The sequence below is a fragment of the Tianweitania aestuarii genome (assembly GCF_018457165.1).
Classification (GTDB): domain Bacteria; phylum Pseudomonadota; class Alphaproteobacteria; order Rhizobiales; family Rhizobiaceae; genus Tianweitania; species Tianweitania aestuarii.
Window position 1 is genome coordinate 627500 of the sequence record NZ_JAFMNX010000002.1, and the last position, 13246, is coordinate 640745.

At 62.0% G+C, this 13246-nt stretch carries 13 protein-coding genes; 5 read left to right on the top strand and 8 right to left on the bottom strand.

All coding sequences use genetic code 11. The annotated features are described in order from the left end of the window. Positions 1-14: 14 nt before the first annotated feature. Genes JYU29_RS11090 through JYU29_RS11100 form a run of 3 tightly spaced genes read left to right on the top strand, consistent with a single transcriptional unit; the run spans position 15 to position 1994 of the window. Positions 15-881, top strand: coding sequence for a DUF6772 family protein (locus JYU29_RS11090; RefSeq protein WP_213985048.1), 867 nt, complete (start codon positions 15-17; stop codon positions 879-881). Next, the gene (locus JYU29_RS11095; protein WP_213984849.1) at positions 881-1216 is read left to right on the top strand and encodes a hypothetical protein; all 336 of its coding nucleotides are present in this window, start codon (positions 881-883) and stop codon (positions 1214-1216) included. The genes JYU29_RS11090 and JYU29_RS11095 overlap by 1 nt, the downstream gene beginning before the upstream one ends. Positions 1217-1220: 4 nt before the next feature. Continuing rightward, the gene (locus JYU29_RS11100) at positions 1221-1994 is read left to right on the top strand and encodes an SDR family NAD(P)-dependent oxidoreductase (protein ID WP_213984850.1); all 774 of its coding nucleotides are present in this window, start codon (positions 1221-1223) and stop codon (positions 1992-1994) included. A gap of 36 nt (positions 1995-2030) precedes the next feature. Here JYU29_RS11100 and JYU29_RS11105 read toward each other — a convergent pair whose 3' ends face one another. From JYU29_RS11105 to JYU29_RS11135, 7 genes are all read right to left on the bottom strand, one after another. Next, the gene (locus tag JYU29_RS11105) at positions 2031-2273 is read right to left on the bottom strand and encodes a DUF6074 family protein (protein WP_213984851.1); all 243 of its coding nucleotides are present in this window, start codon (positions 2271-2273) and stop codon (positions 2031-2033) included. A gap of 136 nt (positions 2274-2409) precedes the next feature. Further along, positions 2410-4743, bottom strand: a complete 2334-nt coding sequence (locus JYU29_RS11110; protein ID WP_213984852.1) for a xanthine dehydrogenase family protein molybdopterin-binding subunit — start codon at positions 4741-4743, stop codon at positions 2410-2412. After that, entirely contained in the window at positions 4740-5729 is a 990-nt protein-coding gene (locus JYU29_RS11115; protein ID WP_213984853.1) for an FAD binding domain-containing protein, read from the bottom strand. Before JYU29_RS11115 ends, JYU29_RS11110 begins: the two co-directional genes overlap by 4 nt. Continuing rightward, positions 5726-6232 carry a 2Fe-2S iron-sulfur cluster-binding protein gene (locus JYU29_RS11120; RefSeq protein ID WP_213984854.1) on the bottom strand — a complete coding sequence of 169 codons (507 nt, stop codon included), beginning with the start codon at positions 6230-6232 and terminating at the stop codon, positions 5726-5728. Before JYU29_RS11120 ends, JYU29_RS11115 begins: the two co-directional genes overlap by 4 nt. A gap of 79 nt (positions 6233-6311) precedes the next feature. Continuing rightward, positions 6312-6743 (bottom strand): MarR family winged helix-turn-helix transcriptional regulator, encoded by a 432-nt coding sequence (locus tag JYU29_RS11125; protein WP_213984855.1) that lies wholly within the window; start codon positions 6741-6743, stop codon positions 6312-6314. 105 nt (positions 6744-6848) lie between these two features. Next, positions 6849-7736: an MBL fold metallo-hydrolase gene (locus JYU29_RS11130; protein WP_213984856.1), complete on the bottom strand. Its 888-nt coding sequence runs from the start codon at positions 7734-7736 to the stop codon at positions 6849-6851. After that, positions 7733-9250 (bottom strand): aminotransferase class V-fold PLP-dependent enzyme, encoded by a 1518-nt coding sequence (locus JYU29_RS11135; protein WP_213984857.1) that lies wholly within the window; start codon positions 9248-9250, stop codon positions 7733-7735. Before JYU29_RS11135 ends, JYU29_RS11130 begins: the two co-directional genes overlap by 4 nt. Before the next feature lie 112 nt (positions 9251-9362). Between JYU29_RS11135 and JYU29_RS11140 the strand changes: the two genes are divergently transcribed. Together JYU29_RS11140 and JYU29_RS11145 are read left to right on the top strand one after the other, a co-directional pair. Continuing rightward, the gene (locus JYU29_RS11140) at positions 9363-9824 is read left to right on the top strand and encodes an Lrp/AsnC family transcriptional regulator (RefSeq protein ID WP_213984858.1); all 462 of its coding nucleotides are present in this window, start codon (positions 9363-9365) and stop codon (positions 9822-9824) included. Between the two features lie 64 nt (positions 9825-9888). Next, positions 9889-10785, top strand: coding sequence for a helix-turn-helix domain-containing protein (locus JYU29_RS11145; protein ID WP_213984859.1), 897 nt, complete (start codon positions 9889-9891; stop codon positions 10783-10785). A gap of 50 nt (positions 10786-10835) precedes the next feature. Here JYU29_RS11145 and JYU29_RS11150 read toward each other — a convergent pair whose 3' ends face one another. Continuing rightward, positions 10836-12965 (bottom strand): TonB-dependent siderophore receptor, encoded by a 2130-nt coding sequence (locus JYU29_RS11150; RefSeq protein ID WP_213984860.1) that lies wholly within the window; start codon positions 12963-12965, stop codon positions 10836-10838. Positions 12966-13246: the final 281 nt, after the last annotated feature.

Sequence of the window (13246 nt, forward strand, 5' to 3'; positions counted from 1 at the left end):
GCCTTGCGCAGGACATGCGCCTGGCCCTCCTGCGATCCGATCCCGCGCTCAGCCACTTCGATCCGCTGCCTCGCATCATTGCCAATGACAGCTTTGCCAACGGGCATTGCGGATGGTCCCAGCTGATCGGCAACTATCAGGGCGATCTCGACACGATGCTGCCGGGTTATGCGCAGCACAGCAGCGCGATGCTGTCCACGCTGTCGCATTGGGACTCAGGCTCGCATGGCGGCATGAACTCGTCCTACGCGCTCAAGATCGCAACCAAGCCGGTTGCCGGGGCGCGCAATGTCGCCATCAAGCGCCACACGTTCCGCAAGCGCGGTCCGATCCGCCTTGAAGCCTATGTCACCTTCAAGCCCGAAGCCAACGAGCTGAAACTGTCCGAAACGGATGTGCGCTCCTTCGGCTTTCTCTTCGATCTGCAGGGCGGCGATCAAGACGGCGATGCCATGCGCGTCATGCCGCATCTTCGCTTTCTCAATGCTGAGAACGGCGTTCACACGCAGAAATGGCAGTTCAAGCAGCAAACGAGCGACATCAAGCCGATGGGCGCCGACGACAAGATCGTCAGCCATGATCACCTCAATCCCAATGACTGGCAGGACCTGCCGGGCGGCGAACAGCGTCTCTGCTACAACGAGATCCCGACCAAGGTAAACTGGACCTATCTTTGCTTCGACTTCGATCTCAAAACGATGAAAGCCACCGGCTTCCGCTGCAATGACCGCGTCTTTGATCTGAGCGGCTTCGAGAGCATCAAGATGCCGGCCATGAAGAACCTCTGGTGCATGCTCAACATCTGCCTGTTTGCCGAGACCGATACGAACAAGCGCGCCTTTCTTTACGTCGATTCCGTTTGCCTTTCGGGAGACTTCTGATGCTGCCCGAAAACATCACCGCCATCGTCACCCGCAACGAAACCTGGACCGGCACAACCGCAAGCGAGCCGTTCGAGGCGGGATGGGCAAAGGAAGCGGTCTTCTTTGTTCGCGCCTTGAAGGAACCGTCGGGCACACCGGGCAAAGGTTCGGTGGAAATCTCTCCCGATGGCATCCACTGGATCGCGGAAGGAACGGAGTTCACTCTGCCCGCCGCGCGCGATGCCATCGCGGTCGCTCGCATCACGCATTTCGGAAACTGGCTGCGTGTGCGTGCGCAGCTGGATGACGGCGCCCACTGCACCGTTCTTGTCACCCTGCACCTGAAAGCTTGAACCGATGACGTCTTATCCCACCTTCGCTTCCGACGCCTTTGCCGGCAAAACCGTTCTCGTCACGGGTGCGGCCTCGGGCATGGGCCTGGAAACTGCCCGCGCCTTCCTGAGCAAGGGTGCGGAAGTCGTTCTCGCCGATCGCGATGCCGAAGGTCTGGCGCGCGCGAAAAGCGAGCTGACCGGCAAGGTCCACACGGTCACCGTGGATATCGGCCAGAACGACAGCATCGAAGCGATGTTCGCCTATTGCGACGCCAATCTCGCCCAGCTCGATCATGTGATCTGCTGCGCAGCCATCATCACCGCCAAGAAGATCCCCGATCAGGATTGGGCGCATTGGGAGCGTGTGATGTCGGTGAACCTGTTGGGCACCTTCTTCACCGTGAAGGGCGCCGTCACGCGGATGCTTGGCAATGCGGAAGGCGGCAACATCGTGTGCGTGGCGTCCGATGTCGCTTATCACGGCGGCGGCGGCTTGATTGCCGACACGGCCTATGCCGCGTCCAAGGCCGGAACGTTGTCGATCGTGAAGTCGGTTGCGCGCGAGCTCGCCGGAAAGAATGTGCGCATCAACGGGCTCAATCCCGGCCCGACGGACTCTCCGATGCACAACCACATCGACCCGTCGCTGAAAGAGCGTATCGCCGCCAATCTCCCGCGCCGCCGCATGGGCCGCCCGGACGATATGGCCGCAGCCATTCTCTTCCTGTGTTCACCCGAAGCCAGCTTTGTTTATGGCTCGTCGGTGGACGTAGATGGCGGCTCGAGCTTCCGCTAACGAGCCGACGGCGCTCACTCGAGCCGCCTGGCGAAATCAGCCTTGGCGCGCCATCGACTGGTCACGGATGCGGGTTTGAACCGCATCCTGCAAACTCAGGACTTCGGTACGGATCGCATCATTGTCGACACCCATCTTTTTCAGTTGGGACACAACGATGGCGATGCGCTCACGCCAATAGGAATTCGCAGCGGGACCATGCAAAGTCTCGATGCGATCGGCGATTTCTCGCACAACGGAGACCCGGCGGTACAAGGGGAAAGGGATGATCTCGGACATGCCAAGACCATACGGGAACATGGTTACCCACCTCTAAAGACCGGCAGGAAATTTGTCGATTTTCGGGCGAGCCGCCACGACGAGAGATGGTCGGCAGATGGTCGGGAGGCACGTCGCCGCGCCTCCCGTTTGACACTCACATCAGCTTGTCGAGTGTGATCGGCAGGTCGCGGATGCGCTTGCCGGTGGCGTTGTAGATCGCGTTGGCCACCGCAGCACCCACGCCGGTGATGCCGATCTCGCCAATGCCGCGCGCGCCCATCGGGGCATGCGGATCGGCGATGTCGGTCCACATCACGTCGATCTCCGGCACGTCGAGATGAACCGGCACATGATATTCGGCAAGGCTCGGATTCATGATGCGCCCGTTGCGCTCGTCGAACTGCGTTTCTTCCATCAGCGCCATGCCCAGACCCATGATGATGCCGCCGCGGAACTGGCTCGACGCCGTTTTGGCGTTGAGAATGCGGCCGCAGTCGAACGAGCCGAGGAAGCGGCTGACGCGCACTTCGCCCGTCACGCTGTTGACCCGCACTTCGCAGAACATCGCGCCCCAGGAGTGCATCGACCAATGCATCGTTTCCAACGGCGGCGGAGCGCTTCCCACCACCGCAACCTCGTCACGCTGGGCGCGCGACAGGATGGACGCGTAGGTCTCGTGCCGACCCGGCTCGTCGAGCTTGGCAAGGCCGCCCTCCATTCCGCCAACTTCGTCGGCCCGCAATCCGGCGAGAGGTGAATCGTTGCCGGCAAGCTTCAGCAGTTCGGCCACCATCGCATGCTGTGCCGCCACGACCGACGCGCCGATCGAAGCCGTCTGCTGCGATCCGCCGGCCAGAACCTGACCGGGCAGGAAGGAGTCGCCATAAGCGAAATCAACCTGATCGAGTTGGAGCCCGAAGCGATCGGCCGTCACCTGCGTTTGCGCGGTCGAGGTGCCCATGCCCATTTCATGCGCGGCGATTTCCACCTTCATGCGTCCGTCACGGGTCAACGTCAGCCTGGCCGCGCCGCCAGGCATGCGATGATACGGATAGGTCGAGGTCGCGACACCCATGCCGACCTGCCATTCGCCATCCCGCACCGAACCCGGTACGGGATTGCGCTTGGTCCAGCCGAACCGCTCGGCACCCGTGCGATAGGCTTCCACGATGTTGCGCGACGAGAACGGCTTCTTTTCCGTTGGATCTTCGCTCGGCTCGTTCACCATGCGCAGCGCCACCGGATCCATGCCAAGCGCAACCGCGACTTCGTCCACCGCACTTTCCAGCGCAAACGTGCCAACGGATTCGCCCGGCGCACGCATGAACGTGTTGGCTATCATGTCGAGATAAGTGACTTCCACGTCGAGCTTGAAGGTGCGCGCCGCATAGGCCGACCTGGTGGGCAGGATGAACGGCTCGGGCATGGCGTTATGATGCGTCATCGCCACCGTTCCGGTGTGGATGATCGCCTCGAAGCGCCCGTCCTGTGCCGCTCCGATCGCCATGCGCTGTTCGGTCAGCGTGCGTCCGCCGGTCATGCGGTAAACGCCTTCGCGCGACAGCGCGATCCGCACCGGTCGTCCCGTCAGCTTCGCCGCCGCAGCACCCAGCACCTGATGCTGCCACAGCGACTTGGAACCGAACCCACCGCCCACATAAGGGGACGTGACATGAACCTGGCTTTCCTCGATGCCGAAGACTTCACTCAGCGACCAAGCGGTATGCGTTACCGCCTGCGAAGCGTCGTGCACGAGAAGCTCGTCGCCTTGCCACACAATCGTCGCCGCATGCGGTTCGATCGCATTATGGTTGTGCCGCGGGGTGGTATAGGTGACATCGACCTTCACCGGCGCGGCAGCCAGAGCCGCCTCCGCATCGCCGATTTCCTGCTTCATGGGCTGTCCCATAAACAAACCGGGCTGCGTGTTCTGCGCCTTTGCTTCAACAAAGCGCGTCGTGGCGGGCTCCGCCTCGTAGGTCACGCGGATCAGCGACTTTGCGTGATCGGCCTGTTCCTGCGTTTCAGCCAGAACAAGCGCGACCGGCTGGCCGTTCCAGTGAATGCGGTCGTCCTGCATCACCGGCAGATTGTCGCCTCCGGCGGCCTTTGCGTTCGACATGAACACCGGCATCGGCTTCATGCGCGGCGCATTGCGATAGGTCATCACCAGGACCACGCCGGGCGCTGCTTCCGCCGCGCTCGTGTCCAAACTGGCGATCCGCCCCTTCGGCACGGTGGAAAAGGCCACGGAGGCGTAAAGAAGCCCATCCATGGGAAACTCGGCGGCAAACGTCGCCTTGCCCTGCACCTTCAGCGGACCGTCGATGCGCGACACCGGCTTGCCGATCAGTCCGTGCTTCTGATGGATCAGCGGGTCCGGCTTGCCGCCCGGCAACCAGCTTTCCGGCGCAAGCTCCACCGCCTTCTGGATCACCGATTGCGCCGCGCCCTGTGCGGCCTGCTTGGCTTGTTCGAGGATGCTCATGCCGATACTCCCGACAGCTCGCCGAGCACGGCGATGATCGTCCGCTTGGCCAATTCGATCTTGAAGCCGTTGTCCTTCAGCGGCACGGCATCTGCGAGTTCGGCCTCCGCAGCCGCCTGGAAGGTCGCCTGCGTTGCCGCTTTGCTGCGCAGAACCTCTTCCGCCTTCCACGCCCGCCAGGGCTTGTGCGCCACCCCGCCCAGCGCCAAACGCACATCACCGATCGTAGCGCCGTCCATCTCGAGCGAGGCTGCAACCGACACGAGCGCGAAGGCATAGCTCGAACGGTCGCGCACCTTACGATAGGTCGAGCGGGCAGCCATCGGCTGCGCCGGCAGTTCCACGGCCGTGATCAGCTCGCCGGGCTCCAGCACCGTTTCCACATCGGGCCGGCCTTCGGGCAAAAGGTGCAGGTCGGTAAAAGGCAGCCTGCGCGTCTTGCCGCCGGCCCCTTCCAGATGAACCACGGCATCGAGCGCTGCCAGCGCCACGCACATATCGGAGGGATGCGTGGCAACGCAGGATGGCGACGCGCCGAGGATTGCGTGAATGCGGTTGAAGCCGTCGATCGCGTCGCAGCCCTGCCCCGGTTCTCGCTTGTTGCAGCGCGATCCCGTGTCATCATAGAAATAGGTGCAGCGGGTGCGCTGAAGAATATTGCCGCCCACCGTCGCCATGTTGCGGATCTGCCCGCTCGCACCGGCAACGATCGCGCGCGACAGCACGGGAAAGCGCGTGCGCACCAGCCGGTTTTCGGCCAAAGCCGTGTTCTTCACGCCGGCACCGATCAGCACACCGCCATTATCCGTTTCGGTGATGTCGCGCGACAGGCCACTGACATCCACCAGCCCTGCCGGATGCTCGATCCCTTCGCGCATGAGATCAACGAGATTGGTGCCGCCGCCGAGATACTTGGCGCCGGCCGCGCTGCCATGAACAACGGCGTCCGCAGTGTTTGCGGCGCGGGCATAGGTGAAGGGGATCATTCGCCTGCCTCCACGAAGGTTTCGGTGATGGCGGCGACAATGCCGTTGTAAGCGCCGCAGCGGCAAAGATTGCCGCTCATGCGCTCGCGCAGTTCATCATGCGTCAGTACGATCGTGTCGGTTGAAAGATCGTCCGTCACATGGCTGGGCACGCCGCGCTTGGCTTCGGCCGCCATGCCGATGGCCGAACAGATCTGGCCGGGCGTGCAATAACCGCACTGAAAACCGTCATGCTCCACGAAGGCTTCCTGCAGCGGATGCAGCGCGCCCTCTTTGCTGAGCCCCTCGATCGTGGTGATCTCGCATCCCTCATACTGCACGGCGAGAGCCAAACAGGACACGACGCGCTCGCCATCCACAAGCACGGTACAGGCGCCGCAGGCACCCTGGTTGCAACCCTTTTTTGTTCCAGTGAGATGAAGCTCTTCCCGAAGCAGGTCGAGCAAGGAGACACGCGGGTCGCTTGGCGCCTGCACGTCCGTGCCGTTGATCCTGATTGCCATGGCTATCCTTCCGAGGGCTAGGCAAGAACGCTTGAACCGCGCTCAATCAATCAGAATGATATGACGATCTTCGTATTATTCAACCTTCGTCATAAACGATTTTCGTCATCATGCCGATAAAGGCGTCCCGCTCGGCCGCTGAAAGCGGTCCAAGCATCCGTAGATGCATCTGGCGATAGGCTGCAAGAAAGCCGTCCACCCGTCGCCTGCCTTCATCCGTCAAACCCAACGCCACCGCGCGACGGTCTTCTTCCGGACGCGTCCGCTTCAACAGCCCGCGTTTCACGAGGCGGTCGGTTGCGGAGGAAATCGTCGTATGCGGAACGGCCAGAAAACGCGCGATGTCGCTTGGGCCGCATTCCGGATGCTCCGCCACGTAAAAAAGCGCCTGCTTGTCGAGCTCGTTCAGGGGCTTGTCCGGACCGAGCGCGTCCGCCAGCTTGTAGCGGCGGGTGAAAGTATTGAACGCAGCGCCCAAGGTGGCAAGCTGTTTGTCGGTCGGGTGGGTCATCCCTCACCATACAGCGGCTTTGGAGCCAAAAACCAGACGGCTTCATGCATAGGCGATCCGTTCGGCACCCTTGTTCCACGACGAAATGCGTGCCGGCCGAAAAAACTATGGCTTGCCCCAGGGCACATCGTTGAACGCGCCGAGCGGGATCTTGAGAAAGCGCGAGCCGTTGGCTTCGGGCTCGGGCAGTCGCCCCGCCTGAATGTTCACCTGCAGCGCATGAAGAATGAGCTTGGGCATCGGCAAGGTGCGGTCCCGCTCCTGCCGCAGGGCGACATACGCCTCGCGCGTGTCGGCTTTCACCAGATGGATGTTGGAGCGGCGCTGTTCGGCCACCGTGCTTCGCCAAAGCGGCTCGCGTCCATTCGGCTGATAATCATGACCGGTGAAAAGGCGCGTCTCATCCGGCAAAGCCAGGATCGCCTGGATCGACTGCCACAAGCGCCCGGCATCCCCGCCGGGAAAATCCGCACGCGCCGAACCGCTATCGGGCATGAACAGCGTGTCATGGATGAAGGCTGCGTCGCCCACGACATAGGCGATCGACGCCAGCGTGTGTCCGGGCGAAAACAACACCCGCACATCCATGTCGCCGATGCGGAACTGCTCATCGTCCTTCCACAACCGGTCCCATTGCGAGCCATCGGTTGCAAGCTCAGGCCAGTTGTAGAGCGCCTTCCACAGCTTCTGCACCTCGGTGATCTTCTCGCCGATCGCCGTTGGCGCACCCGTCTTGCGCTTCAGGTAATCCGCCGCCGAAAGGTGATCGGCATGCGGATGGGTGTCTAGGATCCATTCGAGTTCGAGCTTTTCCTGCGCGATATAGGCCAGGATCGCATCCGCGCTGTCGGTTCGCACGGACCCGGATTTCTCGTCGTAATCGAGCACCGGATCGATGATCGCGCATCGCCGCGTGGTTGGACAGGCCACCACATACTGAACCGAGAAGGTGCGCGGTTCATAGAAAGCGCGGACATCGGGCGAACACGTCATGCAGCAGCACTCCTTTCAAAGCGATCCTGTTCCACGAGGATCGCTGGTTGAAGAGCGGGCACGGCGTCCAGGCTGGCGCTTGGCTTGGGCCTGAACCGGGCCGTTGCCGCATCCACCTCATATTGGCCGGCGAGATCTTCCGCATGCAGGGCCAATCGCGCAACAGCTTCGATGATCTTTTCCGCATCTTCGTTTGAATGCAGATAAGACAGGCTGAGCCGGATCCAGCCGGGTTTCTCCGTCTCGTAGCCAGCCGCAAGCCGCTTGAACAGGGTGCCGGAAGCGGTCTCGTCGATCTCCAGCAGGCGATGCGCATAAGACCCCGCACAGGCACACCCACCCCGCGCCTGCACGCCGAACACATCGCTCAGCATGCGCGTGAAAAGCTGATGATGAACGAGATCGCCCGATCCGCCGGCGATGCGGAAGGAAAAGATCGGCAGCGCCTCGGCGCCCTTCCGCTGTCCGAGCAGCCGGATGGCGGGAACATCCTTCCAGGCCGCTAGCGCCTTGTCCCGCAGCTCGGTTTCGCGCTGCAAAAGCGCAGCTTCACCCACCGCATCCTTCACGAGCAGCGTCAGTGCTGCGCGAATATCACCGACGACATTCGGCGTGCCAGCTTCCTCGCGCGCTTCCACGCGCGAGCTATAGGTATGCGACCACGGCGACACGAAGGACACCGTTCCACCGCCCGGCGCAGTCGGCGTTTGGCGCTGCACCACCGTGTCGCGGATCACCATGACGCCGCTCGCACCCGGTCCACCGGGAAACTTGTGCGGCGAAAACACGATCGCGTCCTTGGCCGCGTTCCCCTCGCCCATGTTCATCGGCAGATACGGCGCGCCGCAGGCGTAATCCCAGATCGCCATCGCCCCATGCGCCTTCAACAGCTGCGTCACCGGATCCGGATTGGTCAGAATGCCGGTGACGTTGGAGGCAGCCGAAAAACTGCCGACCACGAGATCGGAACCGGCCGCATCCCGCAACGCCGCTTCCAGCGCTGCGAGGCACGGTCCGCCTTCCGCGCGCTCTGGAACTTCCACCATGGTCGCACCGGTTTCGCGCCAAGGCAGAATGTTGGAATGATGCTCGTAAGGGCCGATCAGAACGGTAACGCGCTCACCGGCCAACACCCGCTCGCGAACCCGCAACAGGCCGACGATCCGGTTGATGCCGCTCGTTGCGCCCGAACCGGTGAAAACCACATGGCAATCCGGCCCGGCGCCGACGAGCTCGCCGATAATGGAGCGCGCTTCGTTGCGCATCCGTGTCATCGTCCCGCCGCAGAACGACGCTTCCGTATGGCTGTTGGCGTAGAACGGCAGCACTTCGGTTTGAACGAAGTCCTCGACCTGCCGCAGCGCGCGACCGGACGCGACATAATCGGCATAAAGCAGGTTGCGCTCGCCGAAAGGCGTTTCGAACGCCATCCCGTCGCCGATCAGCCCGGAGCGAAGATCCGCGATCACCTCACCGTTTCGAAGCGCATTCCTGAACGCGATCAGCTTGCTCATGCCGGTTTTCCCTTACCCCTCGTCCACCGGCACAAGGATAAGCGAAGATCGAGGATGATTTTCTCTCAAATAAGGCTTCAGCATTGGTAAAAATTGTGATTTTGATCGACGAATGGCCCAGACCCTCGATCAAATCGACGCCCACATCCTGCGCGAGCTTCAGCGGGATGCAAATCAATCGCAGCGCGACCTCGCCGAGCGCATCGGCCTGTCGCAGAACGCGACCTGGCGGCGCGTCAAGATACTGGAAGAACGCGGCATCATCAAAGGCCACAGCGCTCGCATTGCCCGCGAGGAAGTCGGCCTCGGGCTCGTCGTCTTCGCCATGATCCGCACCCGCAATCATTCCGCCGATTGGCTGAAGCGCTTCCGCGCCCATGTCGGCGCCATTCCCGATGTGATCGACTTCTACCGCATCGGCGGCGACTACGATTATCTCCTCAAGATCGTGACGCGTGACATGAACAGCTATGACCAGGTCTATCAGCGCCTGATCGACAAGCTGGAGCTCGAAACCGTCACCTCCTACTTCGCCATGGAAGCCATCGCCGAAAATCGACCGCTGATGATTTGATCGCCGAGCGTCCTCGTGCGAAAAGCGGAGCCAAAGCATCAAGTTTCAGCAAAGGCTGCCGATCGTGACCTACCAGCATTCCATGACCGCGCAAACCGAAGGCATCCGCGCGCTCGCGCCCGCCAGATGGCGCGGGCTGGATGGCATGCTCGGCGTGTTCTGGGAAGCGGAAGGCCAGATCGGCGCGCGCGGCTATTATCTGTCGCCCGATCCGCGCATCATGATCTTCTTCAACGACGTCGCGCAGCAGATCCGCATGTCGAGCCGCGACGACCGGTTCGGACCGGACACCCGCCGCATGACCCGCGCGATCTATGTCCCGGCCGGCGTGCCGCTGTGGACCGAATTCACCGCCGCGCACCGCTTCTCGCATCTCGACCTGCATCTGCATCAGGATCGGTTGATCAAGCTGCTGTCGCCGGCGATCGGGCGCTCGGCAGCCCTCACAGCCGCGCGTCAGCCCGTGGAGATCCAGGACATCGGCGCGATCGAGGCGCTGGCCGAACTGCTGGTGGATGAAGTCTCGAGCCCGGCCAAACATGCGCTTTATGCCGAAAGCCTGGTTGCCGGCATCGTCGCCGCCCTGCTTGATATGCCCGATACGCGATCGGGCGAGCCAAACGACGGCAGGCTGACACAGGCGCAGATGAACAAGCTCGTCGCCCGCATCGAGGCCTGTCACGACCGGCGCCTGAGCGTGGCCGAAATGGCCGCAGCCGTCGGCCTGTCGGAAAGCTGGTTCGCCTCCGTGTTCAAGCACACCACCGGCAAAACGCCGCTACAATGGCAGCTTGCCCGCCGCGTCGAACGCGCCCAGACCCTCCTGATGCAGGGCGATCTGACGCTCGCCGGCATCGCCGCCCAGCTCGGCTTCTGCGATCAGGCCCATCTCACCAAGGCGTTCCGGCAGGTCGCCGGCGAAACGCCCGCCGCCTGGCGCCGCCTGCACCAGGACGCCTGAGGGGAAGCGAAAAGCCCCGCCGGCCAAAAAACCGACGGAGCTTGTCTTGTTTACCAGGTCTTGCGCAGCGTCGCCGAGAACGAGCGGCCCGGATTGTAGAAGTCCGCGCCGAAGCCGCCATAAGCGACATGCTTCTCGTCGAAGATGTTGTTGACGTTGACCTGCAGCGAGGTGTTCTCGACGATCTCGTAGTTGAGGGCCGCATCCACGATCACGTGGTCATCCGACGAACTGTCGTTCACCGCGCTTAGGAAATACGAGCCCACATAGCGAATGCCGCCGCCCACCGTCAGGTCACCGCGCTTGCCCTCGCCCTGCAAGGTATAATCCAGCCAAAGCGATGCGATGTTTTCGGGAATGAACTGCGGGCGATTGCCCTCGTTGCCGCCCGTGCCGTTCTCGGTGATCTCCGCGTCGAGATAGGAGTAAGCGGCCGTCAGGCTGAAGTTCTGCGGCAGCTCGGCTTTGGCTTCGAGATCCACGCCCCGCACCCGCACCTCGCCGATCGAGGACGGCAGCAAGGAGATCGGATCCGTCACCGTCAGGTTGGTCTTGCGCAGATCATAGACGGAGGCCGTGAACAGCCCTGGAAACGCAAGGGGCTGATACTTCACGCCAAGCTCATACTGCTCGCCGCGCTCGACATCGTTCAAAAGCGACGAGGCCGGAACCACCGATTCCGCATAGCTCGCATAGGTCGCGAGTTCAGGCGTGATCTTGTAGGTCAAACCGAAGCGCTTGGTGAACTCGCTGAAATCGCCGCTGGTTGTCCGCCCCGTCAGGTTGTTCGTCAGCTCGGTATCGATCCAGTCGTTGCGCAAACCAATGCTGGCGATCAGCTTGTCGGCAAAGGTCAGCTCTTCCTGGAAATACAGCCCCGTGGTCTGCTGGTCGTTCTTCTGTGCCTGGTAAAGCGGAACGGAAGCGGGCCGCCCGGTGTAAACCGGATTGGTCCAGTCGATGCCCGGCGCGCCGCCGAAATAGCTCTTGGAATCCGACACCTGGTCATTGTGCATCAGGCCGACCAGCGTCTTGCTTTCGACGGTCCCGAAGCTCCTGTCATATTGCAGCCGCGCATCGCCGATCCACTGCCGGCTCGCCACGTCGCTGCCGAAGAAGGCGCGCTGCGCGATCGTCGAGCCATCGGTCGGGGTCGACGAGATATAAGCGTAACCGAAATCGGTATCGGCATCGCTGTAGCGCGTATTGGCGGCAAAGCTCAGCCCGTTGCCGAAGTCATGATCGAAGAACGCGCTGACCGTATTGCGGTCCGTGCCGCGGAAATTGTAGCCCGGCTCGCCGAAGAAATCTTTGCTGCGGTCGAAGTCGTAGCCGTTCGGATAACCGCCGCTGCCCGGCACGCCGTTCTTGTGGAGATGATCGAACACCACGGTGAAATTGGTCGCGCCGTCCGGCCGCCAGGTCAAACCGCCCTGAATGAACTTGTCGTCGTTGCGCGAATGTTCGTATTCGAGATCGGCATCCTTCAGTTTGCCGGTCAGCCGGTAAGACAGCGTGTCGTCTTCGGTGATGTTGTCGCCGAAGTCGAAGCCCACTTCCTTGCGCTCAAACGAGCCGCCGGTGACATATACCTCGCCGAACCGGTCGCGCTTCGGGGTCTTGGTGACATAGTTCACCGCGCCACCGGGATCCGACACACCGAATGTCGTGGAACTTCCGCCCTTCAGCACTTCGACGCGCTCATAAGCATAAGGCTCTTCGCGAATACCGCCGAAGGGCCGCCCCAGCGTCAGGCCGTCGCGATAGGTGTAAGCGTCGAAGCCGCGGATCTGGAAGAAGTCGAAGCGATCGTCGGAGCCATAAAAGTCGGTCACGACACCGGCAGTATATTGCAGAACCTCTTCAACGGATTCGGCATCGCGCTTTTCGATCTCCTTGGACGTCACGACGGACACCGAAGCCGGCGTATCGAGGATCGCCGCCGGGATCTTGCCGCCGACATTGGTATGTTCGGCAACGATCGAGTTGCCGTCGTCATCGCCGCCTACCCCGTTGCCGCCGCCGGAAACCACGACCTGTTGCAGAACAACGGCATTGCCCGTTGCTTCGGCCTGTTGCGCGAAGCCAAGCGTCGGCACGAAAGCCATCACGGCCGTACAGCCAAGAAGAACCGCAGCGCGGTGCCTGACAGGAGCGCGGTTGTGTCCGTTGGTGTTCATCGTTCGGAATTTCCAGGTGTTGATGTTGCGAGACCGGCAGCCGGCCGCACGCAAGGTGCAAGCCGGGGGAGCATGGCCGAACGCCTTCCAACCCTCGAACAACCGGGAACCCCATCCCTGCTTGCTCAACGAAAGTCCGGTTTTACCCCCACCGCCTCGATAACTTGAGCACAACGGTCAAGTATTGTAAATTCCTGCGTCATTGTAAAAAACCCCGGCTACTTGCATCCCCATCCGGACGGCACGGGGCATCTGTGTTGACCTCGCCAATCAAACCTGAA